Annotated in this window: 24 protein-coding genes and 1 pseudogene; 21 read left to right on the forward strand and 4 right to left on the reverse strand. The window is 76.2% G+C overall.

The window, feature by feature from the left end:
* The first annotated feature begins 1 nt into the window (after position 1).
* Both CHB98_RS03425 and CHB98_RS03430 read left to right on the forward strand, forming a co-directional pair.
* Positions 2 to 853, forward strand: coding sequence for a GNAT family N-acetyltransferase (locus tag CHB98_RS03425; protein WP_218822219.1), 852 nt, complete (start codon positions 2 to 4; stop codon positions 851 to 853).
* Between the two features lie 168 nt (positions 854 to 1021).
* Entirely contained in the window at positions 1022 to 2923 is a 1902-nt protein-coding gene (locus tag CHB98_RS03430; protein ID WP_089304148.1) for a penicillin-binding transpeptidase domain-containing protein, read from the forward strand.
* On the opposite strand, the gene CHB98_RS03435 is transcribed toward CHB98_RS03430, so the two are convergent.
* From CHB98_RS03435 to CHB98_RS03445, 3 genes are all read right to left on the reverse strand, one after another.
* On the reverse strand, positions 2914 to 3636 hold the full coding sequence (locus tag CHB98_RS03435) for a hemerythrin domain-containing protein (RefSeq protein WP_089304149.1): 723 nt from the start codon (positions 3634 to 3636) through the stop codon (positions 2914 to 2916). The two genes, CHB98_RS03430 and CHB98_RS03435, sit on opposite strands and share 10 nt — an antisense overlap.
* 70 nt (positions 3637 to 3706) lie before the next feature.
* Positions 3707 to 4177, reverse strand: coding sequence for a ferritin-like domain-containing protein (locus CHB98_RS03440; RefSeq protein ID WP_245820894.1), 471 nt, complete (start codon positions 4175 to 4177; stop codon positions 3707 to 3709).
* A gap of 15 nt (positions 4178 to 4192) precedes the next feature.
* Positions 4193 to 4687 carry a hypothetical protein gene (locus CHB98_RS03445; protein WP_089304150.1) on the reverse strand — a complete coding sequence of 165 codons (495 nt, stop codon included), beginning with the start codon at positions 4685 to 4687 and terminating at the stop codon, positions 4193 to 4195.
* A 215-nt stretch (positions 4688 to 4902) separates the two neighbouring features.
* On the opposite strand from CHB98_RS03445, the gene rimP reads away from it, so the two are divergent.
* The 11 genes and pseudogenes from rimP (at position 4903) to truB (ending at position 14645) form a co-directional block, all read left to right on the forward strand.
* Positions 4903 to 5499, forward strand: a complete 597-nt coding sequence (gene rimP / locus CHB98_RS03450; RefSeq protein WP_089304151.1) for a ribosome maturation factor RimP — start codon at positions 4903 to 4905, stop codon at positions 5497 to 5499.
* A gap of 8 nt (positions 5500 to 5507) precedes the next feature.
* Positions 5508 to 6638 carry a transcription termination factor NusA gene (gene nusA, locus CHB98_RS03455; protein ID WP_245820895.1) on the forward strand — a complete coding sequence of 377 codons (1131 nt, stop codon included), beginning with the start codon at positions 5508 to 5510 and terminating at the stop codon, positions 6636 to 6638.
* 5 nt (positions 6639 to 6643) lie between these two features.
* Entirely contained in the window at positions 6644 to 7039 is a 396-nt protein-coding gene (locus CHB98_RS03460) for a YlxR family protein (RefSeq protein WP_089304153.1), read from the forward strand.
* A 106-nt stretch (positions 7040 to 7145) separates the two neighbouring features.
* Positions 7146 to 7289, forward strand: a pseudogene (locus CHB98_RS22625) (translation initiation factor IF-2 N-terminal domain-containing protein); the annotation flags it as partial.
* Between the two features lie 684 nt (positions 7290 to 7973).
* Entirely contained in the window at positions 7974 to 10136 is a 2163-nt protein-coding gene (infB, locus tag CHB98_RS03465; protein WP_245820908.1) for a translation initiation factor IF-2, read from the forward strand.
* Between the two features lie 61 nt (positions 10137 to 10197).
* Positions 10198 to 10512, forward strand: a complete 315-nt coding sequence (locus CHB98_RS03470) for a DUF503 domain-containing protein (protein ID WP_245820896.1) — start codon at positions 10198 to 10200, stop codon at positions 10510 to 10512.
* A gap of 82 nt (positions 10513 to 10594) precedes the next feature.
* Positions 10595 to 11110 carry a 30S ribosome-binding factor RbfA gene (gene rbfA, locus CHB98_RS03475; RefSeq protein WP_089304155.1) on the forward strand — a complete coding sequence of 172 codons (516 nt, stop codon included), beginning with the start codon at positions 10595 to 10597 and terminating at the stop codon, positions 11108 to 11110.
* A 64-nt stretch (positions 11111 to 11174) separates the two neighbouring features.
* Positions 11175 to 11408: a hypothetical protein gene (locus CHB98_RS03480; RefSeq protein ID WP_089304156.1), complete on the forward strand. Its 234-nt coding sequence runs from the start codon at positions 11175 to 11177 to the stop codon at positions 11406 to 11408.
* Complete coding sequence (locus CHB98_RS03485; RefSeq protein WP_245820897.1) at positions 11405 to 12421, forward strand: DHH family phosphoesterase; 1017 nt, start codon at positions 11405 to 11407, stop codon at positions 12419 to 12421. Before CHB98_RS03480 ends, CHB98_RS03485 begins: the two co-directional genes overlap by 4 nt.
* A complete protein-coding gene (locus CHB98_RS03490) occupies positions 12418 to 13734 on the forward strand; it encodes an MATE family efflux transporter (protein ID WP_245820898.1) in 1317 nt (438 codons plus the stop codon). The genes CHB98_RS03485 and CHB98_RS03490 overlap by 4 nt, the downstream gene beginning before the upstream one ends.
* Entirely contained in the window at positions 13731 to 14645 is a 915-nt protein-coding gene (truB, locus tag CHB98_RS03495) for a tRNA pseudouridine(55) synthase TruB (protein ID WP_089304157.1), read from the forward strand. The genes CHB98_RS03490 and truB overlap by 4 nt, the downstream gene beginning before the upstream one ends.
* Positions 14646 to 14661: 16 nt before the next feature.
* Here the strand turns inward: truB and CHB98_RS03500 are convergent, their stop codons facing one another.
* On the reverse strand, positions 14662 to 15339 hold the full coding sequence (locus CHB98_RS03500) for an HAD family hydrolase (RefSeq protein ID WP_089304158.1): 678 nt from the start codon (positions 15337 to 15339) through the stop codon (positions 14662 to 14664).
* Between the two features lie 78 nt (positions 15340 to 15417).
* Between CHB98_RS03500 and CHB98_RS03505 the strand changes: the two genes are divergently transcribed.
* The 8 genes from CHB98_RS03505 to dapB all read left to right on the forward strand — a co-directional run bounded on the left by CHB98_RS03505 (position 15418) and on the right by dapB (position 23529).
* Positions 15418 to 15741 carry an antibiotic biosynthesis monooxygenase family protein gene (locus CHB98_RS03505; protein WP_089304250.1) on the forward strand — a complete coding sequence of 108 codons (324 nt, stop codon included), beginning with the start codon at positions 15418 to 15420 and terminating at the stop codon, positions 15739 to 15741.
* 109 nt (positions 15742 to 15850) lie between these two features.
* Positions 15851 to 16990, forward strand: a complete 1140-nt coding sequence (locus CHB98_RS03510) for a branched-chain amino acid aminotransferase (protein WP_179224102.1) — start codon at positions 15851 to 15853, stop codon at positions 16988 to 16990.
* 4 nt (positions 16991 to 16994) lie between these two features.
* Positions 16995 to 17999, forward strand: a complete 1005-nt coding sequence (locus CHB98_RS03515) for a bifunctional riboflavin kinase/FAD synthetase (RefSeq protein ID WP_089304159.1) — start codon at positions 16995 to 16997, stop codon at positions 17997 to 17999.
* A 163-nt stretch (positions 18000 to 18162) separates the two neighbouring features.
* Positions 18163 to 18432, forward strand: coding sequence for a 30S ribosomal protein S15 (gene rpsO / locus CHB98_RS03520; protein WP_075015773.1), 270 nt, complete (start codon positions 18163 to 18165; stop codon positions 18430 to 18432).
* Positions 18433 to 18666: 234 nt separating this feature from the next.
* Positions 18667 to 20943 (forward strand): polyribonucleotide nucleotidyltransferase, encoded by a 2277-nt coding sequence (locus CHB98_RS03525; RefSeq protein WP_089304160.1) that lies wholly within the window; start codon positions 18667 to 18669, stop codon positions 20941 to 20943.
* The gene (locus CHB98_RS03530) at positions 20940 to 22310 is read left to right on the forward strand and encodes a M16 family metallopeptidase (protein WP_089304161.1); all 1371 of its coding nucleotides are present in this window, start codon (positions 20940 to 20942) and stop codon (positions 22308 to 22310) included. The genes CHB98_RS03525 and CHB98_RS03530 overlap by 4 nt, the downstream gene beginning before the upstream one ends.
* On the forward strand, positions 22310 to 22678 hold the full coding sequence (locus CHB98_RS03535; RefSeq protein ID WP_089304162.1) for a VanZ family protein: 369 nt from the start codon (positions 22310 to 22312) through the stop codon (positions 22676 to 22678). The genes CHB98_RS03530 and CHB98_RS03535 overlap by 1 nt, the downstream gene beginning before the upstream one ends.
* Positions 22679 to 22722: 44 nt before the next feature.
* Positions 22723 to 23529: a 4-hydroxy-tetrahydrodipicolinate reductase gene (gene dapB / locus CHB98_RS03540; RefSeq protein WP_089304163.1), complete on the forward strand. Its 807-nt coding sequence runs from the start codon at positions 22723 to 22725 to the stop codon at positions 23527 to 23529.
* Positions 23530 to 23800: the final 271 nt, after the last annotated feature.

Raw genomic sequence — 23800 nt, forward strand, 5'->3', positions numbered from 1 at the left:
GGTGCTCCGCACCCCGACCGCGCGGGTCCTCGACGAGACCGACGAACCCGCCGTCCGCGCCCTGTTCGCCACCGACCCGGTGGCCGCCTGCGTCGTCGCCGGCCGGGTGGAGGCCGCCGGCACCGCGCCGGCGGCGCTCGGCGCCCCGCTGTGGGGCCTGGGCCGCGGGCGCGCCCTGGACGCCGTGTGCCTGGCCGGGGCCAACCTGATCCCCTTCGCCCTGCCGGGGGCCGAGCGCGCCGCGGCAGCCGCGTTCGCCGACCGCGCGCTGCGCTCCGGCCGGCGCTGCTCGACCATCGTCGGTCCCGCCGCGTCGGTGGAGCCGCTGTGGGAGCTGCTGTCACCGGCGTGGGGCCCGGCCCGCGACCACCGGCCCCGCCAGCCGCTGCTGGCCATCGACGGGCCGCCGGCCCTCGCCCCCGAGCCGCGGGTGCGCCCGGTGCGCCCGGCCGAGATCGACGTGCTGCTGCCCGCGGCGGTGGCGATGTTCACCGAGGAGGTCGGCGTCAGCCCGCTGCGGGTGGACGGCGGCGCCGGCTACCGCGCGCGGGTGGCCGACCTGGTGCGCGCCGGGCAGTCGCTGGCCTGGATCGAGGGCGGCGAGGTGCTGTTCAAGGCCGAGATCGGCGCGGTGTCGCGCAGCGCCTGCCAGGTGCAGGGCGTCTGGGTCGCCCCCGCCCACCGCGGCCGCGGCATCGGCACCGCCGGCACCGCCGCCGTCGTCGAGTACGCCCGCACCGCCATCGCGCCGGTCGTCAGCCTCTACGTCAACGACTTCAACGCCGCCGCCCGCGCCGCCTACGCGCGGGTCGGCTTCCGCGAGGTCGGGCTCTTCTCCAGCGTCCTGTTCTGAAGGAGGACCTCCCCGCCCCCACCGCTCGCACGCTCGCCGCGGGCCCCTGCGGGGAGGCCGTTCCGGCACCTCACCAGCTCGGGCCGGGTCCCTGCAGGAGGGCCGTTGCAGCCCGTCACCCGCCTGCCGCCTGCGACCGCGACCGCGGGTCTGGAACGCTGTCTGCCCGTGCGCACACGTCGGGGGACGGTCCTGGGGTCCACGCTCGCGCTGCTGGCCGTGCCGGTGCTGGCCGCCTGCTCGGGCAACGCGGAGGACGACGTCCGGGCCGCGGCCCGCGCCTTCCTCGGCGCCTGGTCCGCCGGCGACACCGCGGCCGCCGCCGGTGCCACCACCGACCCCGACGCGGCGAGCGCGCTGCTCGAGCAGACCGCCGCCGACCTGCCCGGGGCCGTCCTCGCCGCCGACGTCGGCCAGGTCGCCGTCGACGACGGCACCGCCACCGTTGGCTGGACCGCCACCTGGGACCTCGCCGCCGCCCCCGCCTGGAGCTACCCGGCCACCCTGCGGCTGCAGGAGGCCGACGACGGCTGGGACGTCGTCGCCGAGCCCACCCTGGTGCACCCGGAGCTGGGGGACGGGCAGCGCCTGCAGCTGGAACGGTCCCTCCCCGAGCGCGCGCCGATCACCGACGCCGGCGGCCAGCCGCTGTTCACCCCCACCGAGGTCGTCACCGTCGGCGTCGACCCGGCCCAGGTCACCGACCTGCCCGCGCTGGCCGCGGCGCTGGCGGCGGCCACCGGCGTCGCCGCCGAGGAGGTCGTCGCCGACGTCGAGGCCGCCCCGGAGGGCCGGTTCGTCCCGGTCATCACGCTGCGCCGGCCGGACTTCGAGGCCATCCGCGCGCAGGTGTTCGACCTGCCGGGCGCGGTCTTCCCCACCGACACCCGGCTGCTGGCCCCCAGCGCCCGCTTCGCCTCCGCCCTGCTCGGCCGGGTGGGCCCCGCGACCGCCGAGGTGCTGGAGGAGTCCGCCGAGGACGGCGCGCCCCGCTACGCCGCCGGCGACCAGCTCGGGCTGTCCGGCCTGCAGCGCGCGCTGCAGGAGCAGCTGACCGGCACCCCCGGGTTCGCCGTGCGGGTGGTCGCCGCCGACGGGTCGGTCGGGGACGCCGGGCGGGAGGTGGACGCGCTCGAGCCGGTGCCCGGCCGGCCGGTGCGCACCCCGCTGGTGCGCGCGGTGCAGACCGCCGCGGACGCCGCGGTCGCCACCCAGCAGCTGCCCACCCACCTGGTCGTCGTCCGGCCGGGCACCGGCGAGATCCTGGCGGTCTCCTCCAACGAGGCCGCCGCCGCGGGCAACGCGTTCACCGGGCAGTACCCGCCCGGCTCGAGCATGAAGGTGGTCAGCGCGACCGCCCTGCTGGAGACCGGGACGCTGACCGCGCAGACGCCGGTGGCCTGCCCGGGCACCCTCGTCGTCGAGGGCCGGGAGTTCCAGAACGCCGACCGGTTCGACCTGGGCACGGTGCCGTTCACCGAGGCCTTCGCGCAGTCGTGCAACACGACCTTCATGCAGCAGGGCCTGGCGCTGCCCGACGACGCGCTGGCGGCTGCCGCGGCGTCCTACGGCGTCGGGACGGACTGGCAGCTGCCGGTGGACGTCTTCAGCGGCGAGGTGCCGGCCGACAGCACCGGGACGACCAAGGCGGCCAACGCCATCGGCCAGGGCCAGGTGCTCGTGAGCCCGGTGCAGCTGGCCCTCGTGTCCGCCGGCGTGGCCGGCGGGACCCCCGCCGTGCCGGTCGAGGTGGTCGGCGCCGAGCCCGCGGGGCCGACGCCGGCCGGCCCGGACGCCGCGGTCCTCGACGCGCTGCGGCCGATGATGCGCGAGGTGGTGCTGTCCGGGACGGCGGGCGCGCTGGCCGACCGCGGCGAGGTGTACGGCAAGACCGGCACCGCCGAGTACGGCAGCAAGACCCCGCCGGACGCCCACGGCTGGTTCACCGGCTACCAGCTGGGCGGGCCGCAGGGCGACCTCGCGTTCGCCGTCCTGGTCGAGAGCGGCCAGTCCAGCAGCGTGGCCGTCGACGTGACCGACGTCTTCCTCGGCGGGCTGCCTCAGGCGTAGCGGAAGACGGTCCGCTCGGCTCGACGGAAGCGTCCCCGGGTGAGCCGGTAGAGCACCCGGAAGAGCAGCCCGGCTCCGGCGAAGGCCCGGTCCCGCGCCGCCGCGTCCAGGCCCTCGGCGGCCCAGGGGATGAGGAAGCCCAGCTCCCGTGGCCGGTAGGCCCTCTTCGCGGCGTCCTCGGCGGTCCTCCACTCCGCGGGGGACAGGTGCTGCTGCGCCAGGGGCAGGGCGGCGGACTCCTCGTGCGCGAGGTGGGTGTGCAGCCCGTCGCGCAGCGTCGCCAGCCGCTCGGCGAGCCGGGCCCGGACGTCGGCGTCCGGTGCCCGCGTCATCGCCGCGAGGTCCGCACTGCAGGCGTCCAGCTGGGGGTCGAGCGTGCCGTGCTCGGCGGCCATCTCGTCGAGGGTCCGGCGCGCCCGCGCGTCCCCGGACACGTCGGCGTGGGCCAGCAGCAGCGGCCAGATGTCGTCGTCCTCGGTGCTGTGGTGGTGGTGCAGCACCATGGCGAAGCGCTGCCACCGGTCGGCGAGCGCCCGCCACACCTCCCCGTCGTCCAGCGGGGTGGCGCGGACGGCCGCCGCGAGCCGGACCAGGTCCCGGCGGAAGGCGTGGTGCATGAGGTACATCCCGCTCATGTCCAGCGGGCCCTCGGCCGTGTGCGCCTGGCCCGGCAGGGTGAGCTGTGGCGGGTGGGGTGCGGCGGTCGCGCTCATGACGGGTCCTCCCGTGCGGCACTGGTGCCTGCAGCCTGCTCCGCCGCGCCGGCCCCGTACCAGGGCCCTCCTACCCCGGGAGGCCCGGCAGGGGGTCGGTGACCGGTGTGCGGCCGGCGGCGGAGCGCCACCCGACGGCACGCACCTCCGCGGCGCCCAGCTCGGCGACCGCCAGCTCGCGCACCGGGGGCTGCACGGACTGGTCGAGCAGCCGCACCCAGGCCGCGGACACCCCCTCCTCCAGGACGACGGCCAGCGTCGCGGCGTCCACGGCGGACAGCACGGGGAAGGGCAGGGCGTAGCCGGGCTCCCGGGGCACCGGGTCGGCGCCCCGCTCGGCCAGCAGCGCGACCAGCCGGTCGCGCACGTCGCGGTGGGCGGTGTCGGCGGCCGCGGCCGGGCCGCGCGCGTCCTCGGGCAGGGCCGCGCCCACCGTGCCGTACCCCCACACGGCGGCGTGCTCGGCGGCCACCACCGCGCGCAGCGCCGCGGTCTCCGTGCCCTCGTCCCGGACGCCGTCGTCAGCCACGTCGTCAGCCACGCCCCCGCACCCCCCTCACGCCAGTGCCGCCTCGTGCCCGCGCAGCGACGCCGCGACCGACCCCAGCAGTGCGGCCCGGGCGCCGGACTGCCCGGTGCAGGCCTGCGCGTGGGCGGCGGCCGCGCCGGCCAGCTGGCCGCGCAGCCAGCCGCGCACGTCCGCCCCCGGCGGGGGAGCGGGCGGCACCGGGACGGACGCGGCGGACGGAGCCGGCGCCGACGTCGCGGACGGCGCGGCGGCCCGCAGCCGGTCCAGCTGCCCGGCCGCCTGCGCGGCCAGGTCGCTCAGCGCCAGTGCCGGGTCGGCGGTCGTCGCCGCGGCGTAGGCGGCGACCACCGCCTCCTGCACGGCCACCTGCCCGGCCAGCCGGTCGGCCTCCTCCGTGCTGACCGCCGGGGCGCCGGGCGACCCGGCGGTGCAGCCGGCGGCGAGCAGCGCCAGCCCGGCCGAGGCCGCCAGGAACGCGCGCCGCGACGGGCCCGCGGGGACGGGTGCGGAGGTGGGGGCCATCCGCCCCATCCTGGCAGCCGCGCCGGTGCCCGGCGGGCAGCACACGGCGGTGGGTCCCCCGGGCCGCGCGGTCTCGGGCCGGGCGGGGGAGCGGTAGCCTGACCCTCTGCCCGGGACCGGGCCGACGGCCTGCCGCCGCCCGCGGACCAGGCCCCGCGCGGGGCACCGGACTGCCGCACGCGTGCCACCGACCGAGCCAGGAGAGGGAGGGAGCCGTGGGCGCCGCCCCCCGCACCGACCCCGCCGCCACCCGGATGGCCGGGCTGGTCGCGCCGGTCGTCGAGGCCGCCGGGTACGACCTGGAGGAGCTGGTCGTCACCCCGGCCGGCCGGCGCAGCGTCGTCCGCGTGGTGGTCGACCGCGACACCGGCGTGACCCTCGACGACGTCGCCGAGGTCAGCCGCGCGGTGTCCGCGGCGCTCGACGACCTCGACGGCGAGTTCGGCAGCGCCCCCTACGTCCTGGAGGTCACCAGCCCCGGGGTGGACCGCCCGCTCACCGACCCGCGGCACTGGCAGCGCAACACCGGCCGCCTGGTCACCGTCGCCGTGGGCCCCACCGGGTCGGCGGAGCAGGTCACCGCCCGCGTCCTGGCGGCCGACGGCGACGGGGTGACCCTCGCCGTCGAGGCGAAGGGCAGGCCCGGCGCGAGGAAGCGGCCGCCCACCCGGCGGCAGGTGCCGTGGCACGAGCTGGGCACCGGCCGCGTGCAGGTGGAGTTCGGCCGGCACGAGCCGGATGACGACCCCGGCAGCGACCCGGACGAGGCCCGCCCGGAGCCCGCGGACGACGACGACGGAGGAGGACAGTGAACATCGACGTGACCGCTCTCAAGGCGGTCGAGCGGGAGAAGGGCATCCCCACCGACACGGTCATCGAGGCGCTCGAGACGGCGCTCGTGACCGCCTACCGGCACGCCGACGGCGCCAGCCGGCACGTCCGCGTGCACGTCGACCGCAAGACCGGCGAGGTCGCCGTGCTGGCCCAGGAGCTCGGGCCGGACGGCGAGGTCCTCCGCGAGTGGGACGACACCCCCTCCGACTTCGGCCGCATCGCGGCCAGCACCGCCAAGCAGGTCATCGTCCAGCGGCTGCGCGACGCCGAGCACGAGCAGACCTTCGGCGAGTACGCCGGCAAGGAGGGCGACATCGTCAGCGGCATCGTGCAGGCCGACCAGCGGCGCAACGCCAGCGGCACGGTGCTCGTCGACATCGGCAAGGTGGAGGCGGTGCTGCCGGCCGCCGAGCAGGTACCGGGGGAGAGCTACCCGCACGGCAGCCGGCTCAAGGCCTACGTGGTGTCGGTCGCCCGGGGCCTGCGCGGCCCGCAGGTCACCGTGTCCCGGACCCACCCCAACCTGGTGCGCAAGCTGTTCGCCCTCGAGGTCCCCGAGATCGCCGACGGCAGCGTGGAGATCGTCGCGGTCGCCCGCGAGGCCGGGCACCGCTCGAAGATCGCCGTCCGCACCTCCGTGCCCGGGCTCAACGCCAAGGGCGCCTGCATCGGCCCGATGGGGCAGCGGGTGCGCAACGTCATGAGCGAGCTGCACGGCGAGAAGATCGACATCGTCGACTGGTCGGACGACCCGGCCACCTTCGTCGCCTCGGCCCTGAGCCCGGCGCGGGTGAGCAGCGCGCGGGTGGTGGACCCGCAGGCCAAGGCGGTGCGGGTCGTCGTCCCGGACTTCCAGCTGTCGCTGGCCATCGGCAAGGAGGGCCAGAACGCCCGCCTGGCCGCGCGGCTGACCGGCTGTCGGATCGACATCCGCAGCGACGCCCAGCCCGACGACGCCACCCCCTCGCCCGGCGTGGGCCGCGCACCGCTGCGGTCCGGTGCGCCCGCCGGCCGCGGCGCCCCCGGGGGCCGCCCGGGTGCCCCCGGTGCGGCCGGCCGCCCCGGCTGGGTGGCCGGGAGCCGGAGCCCGGAACACCGGGGGCCCTCGGCGCGCTAGAGTCCATGGTGGCCGAAACGTCGATCCCGGTGCGCACGTGTGTGGGCTGCCGGGAGCGCGCTCCGGTCACCGATCTGCTGCGCGTCGTCGCGCGGGACGGGGTGCTGGTCCCCGACCCGCGACGGAGGCTCCCCGGCCGGGGGGCGTCCCTGCACCCCACCCCGGAGTGCCTGCACGCAGCGGAGCGACGCCGGGCCTTCCCCCGGGCGCTGCGCCTCCCCGGAGGCGGCGGCTCCCCCGTGGAGGCCGGTCTGCTCCGGGACCACGTCCTCGGCACGCCGTCCACGGTGCCGGCGGGGAGCGGCCCGGGCGGGCGACAGCACACGAACGACAACCGCACCAACACAGACGGACCCGCACCCGGCGGGTCCGCACGTCGAGAGCAGGACGTCGTCGGATGAGCAAGCCGTGAAGTCCCCACTGGGACACGACAGATGACAAGCCAGACCATGCAGCACTGACGACGAGGTCGCGCGGGCGAGCCGCCGGCCTCACAAGAGGAGACCCGTGCCAGGCAAAGCCCGCGTCCACGAACTCGCCAAGGAGTTCGGCGTCGACAGCAAGACCGTGCTCGCCAAGCTCAAGGAGCAGGGCGAGTTCGTGAAGTCCGCCTCCTCGACCGTCGAGGCCCCCGTGGCCCGGCGGCTCCGGGAGGCCCTCGGCAGCAGCAACGGCAGCGGCGGCAACGGCGCCGAGCAGGCGACCGCGCCGCGGCCCGCCCCCCGCCCGAGCCCGCCCGCCCCGCAGGCCCCGGCCGCCGCGGCTCCGGCCGCCCCGTCCGCGCCCGCTGCCCCGTCCACCCCGGCCCCTGCGCCGCAGTCGCCGGTGACCGGCGTCCCGGGTGGGCCCACGCCCGGCCCGCGCCCGGGTGCCCCCCGGCCGGGTGCGGCGGTCCCCGGTCCGCGGCCGACCACCCCGGCGCCCGAGGCGCCGGCGGCCGGTGCGCCGGTCCAGCAGCCGCCCGCGGCCCCCGGCGCCCCGCGCCCGGCGGGTCCCCGTCCCGGCCCGGCCGGCGGCAACGCCCCGGGTCCGCGTCCGGCCACGCCCGGCGCCGGCCCGCGTCCGGGCCCCCGCCCGGCTCCGCGCCCGGGCAACAACCCGTTCAGCAGCGCCCCCCGCCCGGCCCCGGCCGGCGGCGCGGCGCGTCCCGGCCCGGCCGGCCCGCGGCCGGGTCCGGCAGCCGGTCCCCGTCCGGGCCCGGCCGGTCCCGGCGGTCCCCGTCCGGGCGCCGGTGCCGGCGGCCCGCGGCCCGCGGCCGGTCCCCGTCCCGGTCCCGGAGCCGGCGGTCCCCGCCCCGCGGCCGGTCCCGGCGGCCCGCGCCCGAACCCGGGCATGATGCCGCAGCGCCCCTCGCCCGGCATGATGCCGCCGCGGCCGGCCGGTGCCGGCCGACCCGGTGGCGGGCCCGGTGGCGCCGGCCGCGGCCGCCCCGGTGGCGGCCCCGGCGGCGGTGGCGGTGGCTTCCGCCCCGGTGGCGGCGGCGGTGCCGGTGCCGGTGCGCCGGCCGGCGGTGGCTTCCGCAGCGGCGGCGGCGGCGGCGGTGGCCGCGGCCGCGGCCGCGGTGGCTCCGGTGCGGGCACCGCGGGTGCCTTCGGCCGTCCCGGCGGGCGTGGCCCGGTCCGCGGGCGCAAGAGCAAGAAGCAGCGGCGCCAGGAGTTCGACTCGATGGCGGCGCCCAGCATGGGCGGCGTCAGCCTGCCGCGCGGCAACGGGCAGACCGTCCGGCTGCCGCGGGGTGCCTCGCTGACCGACCTCGCCGAGAAGATCGGTGCCCAGCCGGCCGCGCTGGTCACCGCCCTGTTCCACCTGGGCGAGATGGTCACCGCGACGCAGTCGGTCAACGACGAGACGCTGCAGCTGCTCGGTGCCGAGATCGACTGGGACATCCAGGTGGTCAGCCCCGAGGACGAGGACCGCGAGCTGCTGGAGACCTTCGACCTCACCTTCGGTGACGAGGGCGACGAGGAGGACTGGGAGGCCCGTCCGCCGGTGGTGACCGTCATGGGTCACGTCGACCACGGCAAGACGAAGCTGCTGGACGCCGTCCGCAACAGCAACGTGGTGGCGCGGGAGGCCGGTGGCATCACCCAGCACATCGGCGCCTACCAGATCGTCACCGAGCTGGAGGACGACGAGCGTCCGATCACCTTCATCGACACCCCGGGTCACGAGTCGTTCACCGCGATGCGTGCCCGAGGCGCGAAGGTCACCGACATCGTCGTGCTGGTCGTCGCGGCCGACGACGGCGTCATGCCGCAGACGGTCGAGGCGCTCAACCACGCCCAGGCCGCCGAGGTGCCGATCGTGGTCGCGGTCAACAAGATCGACAAGGAGGGGGCCAACCCCGCCAAGATCCGCCAGCAGCTCACCGAGTACGGGCTGGTGGCCGAGGAGTACGGCGGCGACACGATGTTCGTCGACGTCTCCGCGACCACCCGCCAGGGCATCGAGGAACTCGAGACGGCGATCCTGCTGACCGCCGACGCCTCGCTGGACCTGCGCGCCAACACGCAGATGGACCCGCAGGGCGTCGTCATCGAGGGCAAGCTGGACAAGGGCCGCGGCCCCGTCGCCACGGTGCTCGTCCAGCGCGGCACGCTGCGCCAGGGCGACTCGATCGTGGCCGGCGACGCCTACGGTCGCGTCCGGTCGCTGCTCGACGAGCACGGCAACAAGCTGAAGGAGGCCCTGCCGGCCCGCCCCGTGCAGGTCGTGGGTCTCACCTCGGTGCCCCGCGCCGGCGACACCTTCCTGGTCGTCGAGGAGGACCGGGTGGCCCGGCAGATCGCCGACCGCCGCCAGGCCCGCATCCGCAACGCGCAGAACGCCTCCATGCGCAAGCGGATCAGCCTCGAGGACCTCGACGCCGCGCTCAAGGAGAACCGCCAGCTCAACCTGATCATCAAGGGCGACAACTCGGGCACCGTGGAGGCGCTCGAGGAGGCCCTGATGAAGATCGAGGTGAGCGACGACATCTCGCTGCGGGTCATCCACCGCGGCGTCGGCGGCATCACCAAGAGCGACATCGACCTGGCGCTGGCCGACGACGTCATCGTCCTGGGCTTCAACGTCCGGGCCGAGGGCCAGGCCACCGAGCTGGCCAACCGCGAGGGCGTCGACGTCCGGTACTACTCGGTCATCTACCAGGCGATCGAGGAGATCGAGGCGGCCCTCAAGGGCATGCTCAAGCCGGAGTACGAGGAGGTCGCGCTCGGCTCGGCCGAGGTCCGCGAGGTCTTCCGCGTGCCGCGGATCGGCAACGTCGCGGGCTCCATCGTCCGCAGCGGGACGATCACCCGGAACTCCAAGGCCCGGCTGGTGCGCGACGGGGTGGTCGTCGCCGACAACCTCACCGTCGAGTCGCTGCGTCGCTTCAAGGACGACGTGACGGAGGTCCGCGAGGGCTACGAGTGCGGTATCGGTCTCGGGTCGTTCAACGACATCAAGACCGAGGACGTCATCGAGACCTTCGAGATGCGCGAGAAGCCGCGCGCGTAACCGGAGGACCCGCGCCGCTCGCAGCGGGGCCCCCACGGGCCCCGCTGCGAGCCGGCAAGCGGTGCGAGAGAGGGGTCGTCCGCTGTTCACCGGGTCGCTGACCGCCGACCTGCTGCTGGGCGACGTCCACTCGCTCAAGGGCAAGCGCGCCGTCGTCCGGCCGATCGTCGCCGAGCTGCGGCGCCGGTACGCCGTCGCCGCCGCCGAGGTCGGTGACCAGGACCTGCACCGCCGCGTGCAGGTCGGGGTGGCCACGGTGGCCGGGGACGCCGGCCAGGTGGCCGACGTCCTCGACGCCTGCGAGCGGTTGCTGGCCGACCGGCCGGAGGTGACGCTGCTCTCGACGCACCGGCAGCTGTTCAGCTCCACCGATTGAGGACCTCCTCGCCCCCCACGCTTCGCAAGCTCAGCGCGGGGCCCTGCGAGGAGGCCGTTCCGTCCCGTCCCGAGGAGATCCGATGGCCGACCCGGCTCGCGCCCGCAAGCTGGCGGTGCGCATCCGCCAGATCGTCTCCGCCGCGATCGAGATGCAGGTCAAGGACCCGCGGCTGGGCATGGTCACCGTCACCGACGCCCGGGTCACCAGCGACCTGCGCGAGGCGACGCTCTTCTACACCGTCTACGGCGACGCCACCGCGGTCGAGGACTCCGCCAGGGCACTGGCCTCGGCGACCGGCGTGCTGCGCTCCACGGTCGGCCGGCAGACCGGCATCAAGTTCGTGCCCACGCTGACGTTCGTCGCCGACCACGTGCCCGACACCGCCCGGGAGCTCGACGAGGCCCTCGAGCGGGCCCGGCACGCCGACGCCGAGCTGGCCCGCATCCGCGCCGGTGCCGAGTACGCCGGCGACGCCGACCCCTACCGCCGCCCGGCCGAGGACGACGACGAGGACCCCGCCGCGGAGGACCCGTCGGCGGCCGGCCCGGCCGGCGACGGGGCCGACCTGCCCGCCCGGCACGTGAGCGGCACGTGAGCGGGCGGCGCGCGCACCCCACCGGACCGCGTCCGCGGCCGGCGACCGGCACCGAGGAGACCCCGTGAGCGAGAACGACCCCGATCCGCACCTGCCCGACGAGGGACAGGGCCGCTCGGAGCTGGGTGGCCGGCCCGAGCCCGACCGCGGTGACCCGACGCAGGGCGGCCGGCGCGGCCAGATCGGGGACGCCCCCAGCGTCACCTCCGACGAGCCCGACGACGGGCAGGGCTACCCGGTCGGCGGCGGCCAGGTGACCGAGGACGAGAACGCGCCCCCGGCCGAGCCTGGCTCGTGACGCTGTCCCCGCCGCGGAGCGCCCAGCCCGCCGACCGGGCCGTCGCCGTGCTCGACGAGGCCGCCGGCGCCCGGGCCACCGTCGTCCTCTCCGGGCACGTGCAGCCCGACGCCGACGCGCTCGGCAGCACCCTCGCGCTCGCCGAGGGGCTGCGCCGCCGCGGTGCGCGGGTGCTGGCCACCTTCCCCGGCCCGTTCACCCTGCCGTCGTCGCTGGCCTGGCTGCCCGGGGCCGCGGCGCTGGTGCCCTCGTCGGCGGTCCCGGCGTCCCCCGACGTGTTCGTCAGCTGCGACGCCGCCTCCCCGGGCCGGCTGGGCGAGCTGGCCGCGCTGCTGGACGACGCGGGCACCTCCGTGGTCGTCGACCACCACGCCAGCAACGGCGGCTTCGGCGACGTCCGCCTCGTCGACCCCGCCGCGCCGGCCACCGCCGTCCTCGTCGCCGACCTGCTGGACGGGCTCGGGGTGACGCTCGACGAGCGGCTGGCCACCTGCCTGTACGCCGGGCTGGCCGCCGACACCGGCTCCTTCCGGTTCGGCAGCACCCGCCCCGACACCCACCTGCTCGCCGCCCGGCTGCTGTCCGCCGGCATCGACCACGCCGCGATCAGCCAGCGGCTGTTCGACACCGCGCCGTTCGGCTGGCTGCGGTTGCTGTCGGCCGCGGCCGGCCGCGCCGTCCTCGAGCCCGACGTGGGCGCCGGCCTGGTGTGGACCTGGTCCACCACCGCCGAGGCCGCCGCGCACGGGTTGCCCGGCGAGCAGCTGGAGGCGCTGGTCGACGTGGTCCGGTCCACCCGCGAGGCCGACGTCGCCTGCGTGCTCAAGGGGCAGGACGACGGGTCGTGGTCGGTGTCGCTGCGCTCCCGCGGCGCCACCGACGTCGCCCGCGTCGCGATGGCGCTGGGCGGGGGCGGCCACCGCGCCGCCGCGGGCTACACCTCGCACCTCGACTGCGAGCGGACCGTCGAGGCACTGAGGGCGGAGCTGACCGCGGCGACCACCGCGCCGTGACCGCGGGGGACAGGGCGCCGGCGCCGTCGGTGCTCGCCCTCGCCGCACCGGCGCTCGTGGTGCTCGCGGCCGAGCCGCTGTACCTGCTGGTCGACACCGCGGTCGTCGGCAACCTCGGCACGGTCGCGCTCGGCGGGCTCGCCGTCGGCGGCGGGCTGCTCGCCTGGGCCGCGGCGCTGCTGAACTTCCTCGCCTACGGCACCACCGCCCGCGCCGCCCGCCGTGCCGGCGCCGGCGACCGGGCCGGCGCGCTGGCCGAGGGCGTGCAGGCCACCTGGCTGGCCCTGGCGCTGGGCGCGCTCGTGGTGGTGCTCTTCCAGCTGCTCGCCGGGCCGCTGACCCGGCTGCTCGCCGGCGGGACGGGCCCGGTCGCCGCGGCGGGGGAGAGCTGGCTGCGGGTGGCCTGCCTCGGGGCGCCGCTGCTGCTGGTGTCCCTGGCCGGCAACGGGTGGCTGCGCGGCGTGCAGGAGCTGCGCCGCCCGGTGCGCTACGTGCTGGCCGGCAGCCTGCTGAGCCTGGTGCTCTGCCCGCTGCTGGTGCACCCGGCCGGTCTCGGGCTGGTCGGGTCGGCGGTGGCCAACGTGGCCGGGCAGGCCCTGACCGCCGGGCTGTTCGTCCGCGCGCTGCTGCGCGAGGGGGTCGCCTGGCGGCCCCGCGCCGCCGCCCTGCGGTCCCAGCTGGTCATCGGCCGCGACCTGCTGCTGCGCTCCGCCGTGCTGCAGGTGTCCTTCCTCGTCGCCACCGGGGTGGTCGCCCGCGCCGGCACCGCAGAGCTCGCCGCCCACCAGATCGCGGTCCAGTTCTTCTTCTTCCTCGCCCTGGTCCTCGACGCCTACGCCATCGCCGCGCAGACCCTCGTCGGCCAGGCCCTCGGCGCCGGCCGGCCGGACGCCGCCCGCGACACCGCCCGCCGGGTCACCCGCTGGGGCCTGGGCACCGGCGTGGTGGTCGCCGTCGCGCTGCTGGCGCTGCGCCCGGTGCTGCTGCCGCTGTTCACCGACGACCCCGCGGTGCTCGCGCAGGCCGCCGTCGCGTGGTGGTTCCTGGCCGCGGTGCAGCCGCTGGCCGGCGTCGTCTTCGCGCTGGACGGCGTGCTGATGGGCGCCGGCGACGTCGGCTACCTGCGCACGGTGACGATCGGCGCGGCCCTCGCCGGCTTCCTGCCGCTGTCGCTGCTCGCCGTCCCGCTGGGCTGGGGGCTGGCCGGCGTGTGGACCGGCCTGACCCTGTTCGTGGTGCTGCGGCTGGTCGCCGTCGTCGTCCGGGTGGCGGGTGAGCGGTGGCTGACCGCACCTGACACCGTGACGGCGTGAGCCGCCGTCCCGACGCCGACGTCCCGCCGGGCCTGCTGCTCGTCGACAAGCCCGGCGGCCTGACCTCCCACGACGTGGTCGCCCGGGCCCGCCGGGTGCTGTCGGTCCGCCGGGTCGGCCACGCCGGGACGCTGGACCCGATGGCCACCGGCCTGCTGGTCCTCGGCGTCGGCGCCGCGACGCGGATGCTCGGACACGTGGGCGGGCACGACAAGACCTACGCGGCCACGATCCGGCTCGGCCAGAGCACCGTCACCGACGACCGGGAGGGCGAGGTCCTCACCACCGCCTCCGCCGCGCACCTGGACGAGGCCGCCGTCGCCGCCGCCCTGGCCGCGCAGACCGGCCCGCTGCTGCAGGTGCCCTCCTCCGTCAGCGCGGTCAAGGTCGCCGGCCGGCGCTCCTACGACCGGGTGCGGGCCGGCGAGGAGGTCGTGCTGGAGCCGCGGGCGGTCACCGTCCACCGGCTCGACGTCCACCGCGTCACCCGCCCCACCCCGGACCTGGTCGACGTCGACGTGACCGTCACCTGCAGCGCGGGCACCTACGTGCGGGCGATCGCCCGCGACGCCGGAGCCGCCCTCGGCGTAGGGGGGCACCTCACCGCCCTGCGCCGCACCGCGTCGGGGCCGTTCGCGGTCGCCGACGCCGCGCCGGTCGAGGAGGCCGGCCGGGCGCTGGCCGGGGGCGGGACCGCCGGGGTGCTCGGGCTGACCGCGGCCGCCCGCGCCGTCTTCCCGGTGCGGGTGCTCACCGACGACGAGGCCCGCGCCCTGGGGTACGGCCGGCGCATCCCGGCCACCGGCGCCCCCGGCCTGCACGCCGCCGTCGACGGCGGGGACCGGCTGGTCGCGCTCGTGGAGGACGCCGGGGACACCGCCCGCGTCGCCGTCGGCTTCCCGCCCGCGTGACGGCGGGGAGAGGAGCTCAGCGGCGGGCGGCCCGGCCGATGAGCGAGTCGTCGAGGTGGGCGAGCAGGTCGGCCGGGTCGGCGTAGACCTCCGCGGCGCCGGCCTCGGTCAGCTCGGCCCGCGAGATGCCGCCGCAGGTCAGGGCGATGCACGGCATCCCGGCGTCCCGCGCGGCGCGGACGTCCCAGACGGTGTCGCCGACGGCGACCGTGCGCCCGCGGTCCAGCCCGTGGCTGTCGGCGGCGGTCTCCAGGAGGTCCGGCGCCGGCTTGGCCGACGCGACGTCGCCCGAGGTGGTCGCCCCGTCGACGGCGTCCCCGCCGCCCACGGCCGGCTGCATCCACTCCAGGTCGGACTCCCGGCCGCTGGTGGCCAGGACGACCGCCAGCCCGCGGTCCCGGCACGCGGCGAGCAGCTCGTCCACCCGGGGGAAGGCGGCCACCTGGTCGCGCAGCGCCTGGTACCGCTTGTCGTGCGCCTCGACGACCTCCTCGGCGTCCGGCACGTCGCCCAGCAGGTGGCCGACCAGCTCGGCGCTGGCGATGCCGATCGACCGGTGGCAGGCCGCCATCGACACCTCGGGGTGGCCGGTGTCCCGGAACGCCTGCCACCAGGCGAGGACGTGCAGGTAGTTGGTGTCCAGCAGGGTGCCGTCGACGTCGAAGAGCACGCCGGGACGCGGGGCCGCCGTCATCGGGCCATCCTCGCCCGCGCCCCACCGGGCCGCACGACCGCGGGGTTGACCGGCGCCCCCGCCGGGAAGGGGGCGTCCATGAGCGTCGTGAAGATCAACGCGATCAGCGTGCCCGAGCACGCCAAGGACCGCTTCGAGGAGCGCTTCCGGGGGCGCGCCGGTGCCGTCGAGAGCACCCCGGGCTTCGAGTGGTTCGAGCTGCTGCGCCCGCTGGAGGGCACCGACCAGTACCTCGTCTACACCCGGTGGGCGAGCGAGGAGGCCTACCGTGCCTGGGAGTCCGGTCAGGACTTCGCCCGCGCGCACGAGGGCGGCGGCTCGGAGCTGGCGCCGGCGGCCAGCGACTCCTCCCACCTGTGGTCCTACGAGGTCATAGAGAGCTCCGCGCCCGACCGGCCGTGACCACCCGTGCGGTCGACGGCGGGTCGGCCCGCGGCGGAGCTAGGGTGAGCAGGCGGTCCGGCAGCCGCCGGACCGCCCGGGAGTTCCGCGCACGCCGCAGGTGGGAGCCATGACCGACACGCTCGCCGACAGCCGTACCTCCTCCCGGGTGTTCACGGAGGGCGTGCCGGTCGTCGTGGAGGACGTGCCGCGCCGCCCCGCCGCAGAGCGCGACGCCCTGCTGGCCGACCCCGGCTTCGGCCGCTACTTCACCGACTCCATGTTCGTGGCCCGCTACCGGGCCGGCGAGGGCTGGTACGACGCCCGGCTGACCGCCTACGCACCGCTGCAGGTCGACCCCGCGACCGCCGCGCTGCACTACGCCCAGTCGGTCTTCGAGGGCCTGAAGGCCTACGCCCAGCCCGACGGCAGCGTGGCCACCTTCCGCCCGCAGGCCAACGCCGCCCGCTTCGCGCGCAGTGCCCGGCGGCTGGCCATGCCAACGGTGCCGGAGGAGGCCTTCCTCGCCGCCGTCGACACGCTCGTCGACGCCGACCGCGCCTGGGTGCCCACCGGCCCCGACCAGACCCTCTACCTGCGGCCCTACCAGCTGGCGACCGAGCCGTTCCTCGGCGTCCGCCCGGCGCACGAGTACCTGTTCCTGGTGATCGCCAGCCCGGCCGGCGCCTACTTCCCGCGCGGCGTCCACCCGGTGTCGGTCTGGCTGTGCGAGGACTACATCCGCGCCGCCCCCGGGGGCACCGGCGACGTGAAGTGCGCCGGCAACTACGCGGCCAGCCTGCTGGCCCAGGAGCAGGCGATCGAGGCCGGCTGCGACCAGGTCGTGTGGCTGGACGCGGTGGAGAAGCGCTTCGTCGAGGAGATGGGCGGGATGAACCTGTTCTTCGTCCTCGGCTCCGGGGACGACGCCGAGCTGGTCACCCCCGAGCTGACCGGCACCCTGCTGCCCGGCATCACCCGCGACTCGCTGATCACCGTCGCCCGCGAGATGGGGCACCGGGTCACCGAGCGGCGGTTCAGCGTCGACGAGTGGCGGCAGGGCGTGGCCGACGGCACGGTCACCGAGACCTTCGCCTGCGGCACCGCGGCGGTCATCACCCCCGTCGGGGAGGTCAAGGCGCGCACCGGCGACTTCACCGTCGGCGACGGCGGGCCCGGGCCGCTCACCATGCGGCTGCGCGGGCACCTGCTCGACGTCCAGCACGGCCGGGTGCCCGACACCCACGGCTGGCTGCACCGGGTCGCCTGACACCGTGCTGCGCTGGCGGGGGCTGGAGGCCACCCCGGGCGACCTGGGACGCACCGTGGTCACCGTGGGCATGTACGACGGCGTGCACCGCGGTCACCAGGAGCTGATCGGCACCGCGGTGCGGCGGGCCCGCACGCTGGGCCGCCCCTGCCTGCTGCTCACCTTCGACCCGCACCCCTCCGAGGTGGTCCGGCCCGGGTCGCACCCGGCGATCCTCACCTCGCTGGACCGCAAGGCCGAGCTGGTGGCCGCGCTCGGCGTCGACGCGATGTGCGTGCTGCCCTTCACCCCGGAGTTCCAGCGGCTGGCCCCGGAGACCTTCACGCACACCGTGCTCGTCCAGCACCTGCACGCCGCCTCGGTGGTCGTGGGGGAGAACTTCACCTACGGGCACCGGGCGGCGGGCACCGTCACGACGCTGGCCCAGGAGGGCCGCCGCTTCGGCTTCACCGTGGAGGGGGTGTCGCTGGCCGGCGACACCTCCGCCGACGGCGAGATCACCATCTCCTCGACCTACGTGCGCGCGTGCGTCGCCGCCGGCGACATGGAGGCCGCCGCCCGCGCGCTGGGCCGGCCGCACCGCATCGAGGGCGTCGTCGTGCGCGGGGAGCGGCGCGGGCGGGAGCTGGGCTACCCGACGGCGAACGTGGAGTCCCCGCCGTACACCGCGGTCCCCGCCGACGGGGTCTACGCCGGCGGACTGGTCATCCTGGACCCGCGCACCGGGGCCAGCGTGCGCACCGCGCCGGCGGCGATCTCGGTCGGCACCAACCCCACCTTCCAGGGCAGCCGGCGCACCGTGGAGGCCTACCTGCTGGACTTCGACGGCGACCTCTACGGGGAGCACGTGGGAGTGGAGTTCGTGCAGCGGCTGCGCCCGATGACCACCTTCGCCGGGGTGGCCGAGCTCGTCGCCGCCATGGACCGCGACGTCGGCGCGACGCGGGCGATCACGGCGTCGGCGTACGGGACGGCACCCCGGCCGGGCGCCGTCCCCGGCCCGGGCTGACCCCGGCCGGTCCGGCGGCCGGTCGGGCCGGTCGGCCACCTGGCGGCCGGGCCGTCGCGGGGACGGCGTATCGTCACGTGGCATCGGGGTCACCCGACGTGTGCGCAGCCTGCCCTCGTGACCCAGACCGGGGGCCACACCCGACCTGCCCAGGAGGGCGACCATGGCGCTCGACAGCGCGACCAAGCAGCAGATCATGACCGACTACGCGACGGTCGAGAAGGACACCGGCTCCCCCGAGGTGCAGGTCGCCATGCTGACCCGCCGGATCAGCGACCTGACCGAGCACCTCAAGCAGCACAAGCACGACCACCACAGCCGCCGGGGGCTGCTGCTGCTCGTCGGTCGCCGGCGCCGGCTGCTGAACTACCTGGCGAAGACCGACATCAACCGGTACCGGTCGCTCATCGAGCGGCTCGGCCTGCGCCGGTGAAGCAGAGGGGACCGTCCCGGCCGGGACGGTCCCCTCTCTCGTGCGGCACCCGCCGCACGGGACCAGGGCCCCGCGCCGGACCCCGTCGCTGATCGGTCCTCGGTGGTGGCCCCCGGGCCCGCCCCTCCGCGCGAGGGGGTTCCCGTGGGCCTCGATCGAAGACCGGTCACCCGGGCGCAGCCAGCGCGAGCCACGAAGAGGACGTCGCCGCATGCGACGTAGGAAGAGGACAGCGTGTCCGCACCCACCACCCAGAACACCCCCGCCGCGGAGTTCGACCCCGAGGACGGGGTCACCACCGCCACCGCGGTCATCGACAACGGCAGCTTCGGCAGCCGCTCGGTCACCTTCGAGACCGGCCGGCTGGCCCGGCAGGCCGCCGGCTCGGTCGTCGTCACCATGGGCGACACCATGCTGCTGTCGGCCACCACGGCCGGCCGCCAGCCGAAGGAGCACTTCGACTTCTTCCCGCTCACCGTGGACGTCGAGGAGCGCATGTACGCCGCCGGGCGCATCCCCGGCTCGTTCTTCCGCCGCGAGGGCCGGCCGTCGGAGGACGCGATCCTCACCTGCCGGCTGATCGACCGCCCGCTGCGCCCGACCTTCGCCAAGGGCCTGCGCAACGAGGTGCAGGTCGTCATCACCGTGCTGTCGCTGGACCCCGACCACCTGTACGACGTGCTGGCCATCAACGGCGCCTCGGCGTCCACCCAGCTGTCCGGCCTGCCGTTCTCCGGCCCGGTCGGCGGCACCCGCGTGGCGCTCGTCAACGGCCAGTGGGTGGGCTTCCCGACGCACGCCGAGCTCGAGGACGCCGTCTTCGACATGGTCGTGGCCGGCCGGGTGCTCCCGGACGGCGACGTCGCGATCATGATGGTCGAGGCCGAGGCCACCGAGAAGACGATCGCGCTGGTCGCCGGCGGTGCCCCCGCGCCGACCGAGGAGGTCGTCGCCCAGGGCCTGGAGGCCGCCAAGCCCTTCATCCGGGCGCTGTGCGAGGCGCAGGCGGCCCTGGCCGCGAAGGCCGCCAAGCCGGTCGCGGACTTCCCCCGCTTCCTGGACCACCAGGACGACGTCTACGCCGCCGTGGAGTCCGCCGCCCTCGACCGCCTGACCCAGGCACAGTCGATCGCCGGCAAGACCGAGCGCAACGACGCCACCGACGCGCTCAAGGACGAGGTGCTCGCGTCGCTGGCCGAGCAGTTCCCCGGGCGCGAGAAGGAGGTCTCGGCCGCCTTCCGCGCGCTCACCAAGAAGGTCGTCCGGCAGCGGATCCTGCGCGACAAGGTCCGCATCGACGGCCGCGGCCTGACCGACATCCGGCCGCTGTCGGCCGAGGTCGAGGTCCTCCCGCGGGTGCACGGCTCGGCGCTGTTCGAGCGCGGCGAGACCCAGATCCTGGGCGTGACCACGCTGAACATGCTGCGCATGGAGCAGCAGCTGGACACGCTCTCGCCGGTCAACCGCAAGCGCTACATGCACAACTACAACTTCCCGCCGTACTCCACCGGGGAGACCGGCCGGGTGGGCTCGCCGAAGCGCCGGGAGATCGGCCACGGCGCGCTGGCCGAGCGGGCGCTGCTGCCCGTGCTGCCCGACCGCGAGGAGTTCCCCTACGCGATCCGGCAGGTGTCCGAGGCGCTGGGCTCCAACGGCTCGACGTCCATGGGCTCGGTCTGCGCCTCCACCCTGGCGCTGCTCAACGCCGGCGTGCCGCTGCGCGCGCCGGTCGCCGGCATCGCCATGGGCCTGGTCTCCGACGAGGTCGACGGCAAGACCGAGTACGTCGCGCTGACCGACATCCTCGGCGCCGAGGACGCGTTCGGCGACATGGACTTCAAGGTCGCCGGCACCAAGGACTTCGTCACGGCCCTCCAGCTGGACACGAAGCTCGACGGCATCCCCTCCGACGTGCTGGCCCAGGCGCTGACCCAGGCCCGCGCGGCCCGGCTGCACATCCTCGACGTCATGGGCGAGGCCATCGACGGCCCCGACGAGATGAGCCCGTACGCCCCGCGGGTCACCACCGTGCGCATCCCGGTCGACAAGATCGGCGCGGTCATCGGCCCCAAGGGCCAGATGATCAACGCCATCCAGGACGAGACCGGCGCGGACATCACCATCGAGGACGACGGGACGATCTACGTCGGCGCCTCCGACGGTCCCTCGGCCCAGGCCGCGGTGGACCGGATCAACGCCATCGCCAACCCGCAGATGCCCAAGGTGGGGGAGCGCTTCCTCGGCACGGTCGTCAAGACCACGCCGTTCGGCGCCTTCGTCTCCCTGCTGCCCGGCAAGGACGGCCTGGTGCACATCAGCAAGCTCGGCGCCGGCAAGCGCATCGGCAAGGTCGAGGACGTCGTCAACGTCGGCGACAAGCTGCAGGTGGAGATCACCGACATCGACGCCCGCGGCAAGATCAGCCTGGTGCCGGTGGCGGCCGAGGGTGACGGCGCCGCCGACGCCGCAGCCCCGGCCGGTGACGCCGAGCCGGCACCCGCGGGGGCATGACCACGGGTCAGGCTGTGACCGGGGCCGGGACGGGCACTGCACCCGTCCCGGCCCCGGCCGGTGTCGGGGGGACCGCCGTCCTCGACGTCGACGAGGTCGGCGGCACCGTCGAGCGCACCGAGCTGCCCGGCGGGCTGCGGGTGCTCACCGAGACCATGCCCGGGGTGCTCTCGGCGACCGTCGGCATCTGGGTCGGCGTCGGGTCGCGGGACGAGACCGACACCGTCGCCGGGTCCTCGCACTTCCTCGAGCACCTGCTGTTCAAGGGCACCGGCAGCCGCAGCGCGCTGGAGATCGCCACGGCGATGGACGCCGTCGGCGGGGAGATGAACGCCTTCACCGCCAAGGAGCACACCTGCTACTACGCCAACGTGCTCGCCAGCGACCTGCCGCTGGCCGTCACCCTGCTCGGCGACCTGGTCACCGACGCGCTGAACACCGCCGCGGACCTCGAGAGCGAGCGGACGGTGGTGCTCGAGGAGATCGCCATGCGCGACGACGAGCCCTCCGACCTGGTGCACGACCTGTTCGCCGAGACCCTCTTCGGCGGGACGGCCCTGGGCCGGTCGGTGCTCGGCACCGTCGAGTCCATCGAGGCGCTGACCCGGGACGACGTCGACGGCTGGTACCGCCGGCGCTACACGGTGCCCTCGATCGTGGTCACCGCCGCCGGCCGGGTGACCCATCAGCAGGTGCTGGACCTGGTCACCGCGGCCTTCGGGTCGCGGCTGTCGGGTCCGGCGCGGCCGGCTGCGCTGCGGCAGGGCGAGGAGCGCGCGTCGACCACCCCGGCCCGGCCGACCGGCCTGGTCCGGCGGCGCACCGAGCAGACGCACCTGCTGCTCGGCTCGGTGGGCCTCGCCCGGGCCGACCAGCGGCGGTACGCGGCGGCGGTCATGGAGACCGCGGTCGGCGGGGGCATGAGCTCGCGGCTGTTCCAGGAGATCCGGGAGAAGCGCGGTCTGGTCTACAGCGTGGGGTCCGCGCTGTCCCACTACGCGGGCACCGGGTCCTTCTCGGTCTACGCCGGCTGCTCGCCCAAGCGGGTGCCCGAGGTGCTGCGGATCGTGCGCGAGGAGCTCGCCCGGGTGGCGGCCGAGGGCCTCACCACCGAGGAGGTCGTCCGCGGCCGCGGCCAGCTCAGGGGCGGTCTCGTGCTGGGGCTGGAGGACACCGGCTCGCGGATGAGCCGGCTGGGCAAGAGCGAGCTGTCCCACGGCGAGTACCTGCCGGTGCGCGAGGTGCTCGCCCGGCTCGACGGTGTCGACGAGGCGCAGGTCCGGGCGGTGGCCGCCGACCTGCTCGCCCGTGACACCTGCCTGGCGGTGGTCGGTCCCTACCGCGAGTCGGAGCTCGAGCGGCTCTGATGCCCCACCCCCACCCGGCCCTCGCCGTCCACGGCGCGCTCGCGCGTGGCGTGTTCGCCGTCGCCGTCCTGGTGTCGCTGGCGGTGCTGTTCGCCCCCGCGGACGACGTCCCGTCGGCGCCGCCGGGGGTGGACACGCTGGTGCACCTGCTGCTGTTCGCCGCCCTGGCGGCCAGCGGCCGGTGGGCCGGCGCCCGGGCCGGGACCCTCGCCTGGCTCCTGGTCGGCTACGCCGCGGTCAGCGAGGTGGTCCAGGGCGTGTCGGCTCTCGGGCGCTCGGCGTCGGTCGCCGACTGGGCCGCCGACGTCGTGGGCGTCCTCACCGGGCTGCTGGCCTGGACCTGGGCCGGCCGGCGCCGGACCGGCTGACCTGCTGTCTTGCACGGCGCCGTGCCGCCGGGAAGCCTGACCCGGTGACCACCAGCACCCCCGTCCCCGAGCAGCACGGCGCCACCGTCGAGGCGGGGGCCGCGCCCGTCGTCCCCGTCGGGGTGCTGGGCGCGCGGGGCCGGATGGGCACCGAGGTGGTCAAGGCGGTCACCGCCGCCGGGGACCTCGAGCTGGTGGCGATGGTCGACGCCGGCGACTGGCTGTTCGACGTGGCCAACGCCGGCGCGCAGGTGGTCGTGGACTTCACCCGGCCCGACGTCGTCATGGACAACATCCGCTTCTGCATCGACCACGACATCCACTGCGTCGTCGGGACGACGGGCTTCGACGAGGAGCGGCTGGCCACCGTGGCCGGCTGGCTGCGGGCCAAGCCGGACGTCGGCGTGGTGATCGCCCCGAACTTCGGCATCGGGGCGGTGCTGCTGATGCGCTTCGCCCAGGAGGCGGCCCGCTTCTTCCCGTCCACGGAGATCGTGGAGCTGCACCACCCGGGGAAGGTCGACGCCCCCTCCGGGACGGCGGCCCGCACCGCGCGGCTGGTCGCGGCCGCCCGGGACGCGGCCGGCCTGCCGCCATCCCCCGACGCGACGACCGACTCGCTGCCCGGGGCGCGCGGGGCCGACGTCGACGGTGTCCGCGTGCACGCGGTGCGGCTGACCGGCCTGGTCGCCCACCAGGAGGTGCTCATGGGGGCGGCGGGGGAGACCCTCACCCTCCGGCACGACTCCTACGACCGGGCCTCCTTCATGCCCGGGGTCCTGCTCGCGGTCCGGGAGGTCCGCCGGCGTCCGGGGCTGACCGTGGGGGTCGAGTCCCTCCTCGACCTGTGACGGCCGCCGCCCCCGCGCTCGACTTGCGCACCGCCCCCAGGTGTCGTGTATGGTCTCCTACGCGCCGGACGGGCCCGAGAGGGTCGCGGAGAGCACCCTCGAGGTGCGGGATCCGCGAACCGGCGTACAGTGGGACAAGCCGCGAGAGACGACGCCCGGAAGGGTCGAGTCGCTGCGCGTCCGCTCTTTGAGAACTCAACAGCGTGCCGAAAGTCAGTGCCAAGTATTTGACCCCTTTGTGGGTTCCTTTGGTTGATTGATCGAGAGCGTC

Source organism: Geodermatophilus pulveris, assembly GCF_900188375.1.
Lineage (GTDB): Bacteria > Actinomycetota > Actinomycetes > Mycobacteriales > Geodermatophilaceae > Geodermatophilus > Geodermatophilus pulveris.

Excerpts from the sequence above, each read along its gene's own strand:
- CHB98_RS03435 (WP_089304149.1), bottom strand. The coding sequence starts at position 3,636 with ATGAGCGCGACCGCCGCACCCCACCCGCCACAGCTCACCCTGCCGGGC.
- CHB98_RS03500 (WP_089304158.1), bottom strand. The coding sequence starts at position 15,339 with ATGACGGCGGCCCCGCGTCCCGGCGTGCTCTTCGACGTCGACGGCACC.
- rbfA (WP_089304155.1), top strand. The coding sequence starts at position 10,595 with ATGGCCGACCCGGCTCGCGCCCGCAAGCTGGCGGTGCGCATCCGCCAG.
- CHB98_RS03510 (WP_179224102.1), top strand. The coding sequence starts at position 15,851 with ATGACCGACACGCTCGCCGACAGCCGTACCTCCTCCCGGGTGTTCACG.
- CHB98_RS03445 (WP_089304150.1), bottom strand. The coding sequence starts at position 4,687 with ATGGCCCCCACCTCCGCACCCGTCCCCGCGGGCCCGTCGCGGCGCGCG.
- CHB98_RS03460 (WP_089304153.1), top strand. The coding sequence starts at position 6,644 with ATGGTGGCCGAAACGTCGATCCCGGTGCGCACGTGTGTGGGCTGCCGG.
- rpsO (WP_075015773.1), top strand. The coding sequence starts at position 18,163 with ATGGCGCTCGACAGCGCGACCAAGCAGCAGATCATGACCGACTACGCG.
- CHB98_RS03530 (WP_089304161.1), top strand. The coding sequence starts at position 20,940 with ATGACCACGGGTCAGGCTGTGACCGGGGCCGGGACGGGCACTGCACCC.
- CHB98_RS03505 (WP_089304250.1), top strand. The coding sequence starts at position 15,418 with ATGAGCGTCGTGAAGATCAACGCGATCAGCGTGCCCGAGCACGCCAAG.
- infB (WP_245820908.1), top strand. The coding sequence starts at position 7,974 with ATGCCGCAGCGCCCCTCGCCCGGCATGATGCCGCCGCGGCCGGCCGGT.
- CHB98_RS03535 (WP_089304162.1), top strand. The coding sequence starts at position 22,310 with ATGCCCCACCCCCACCCGGCCCTCGCCGTCCACGGCGCGCTCGCGCGT.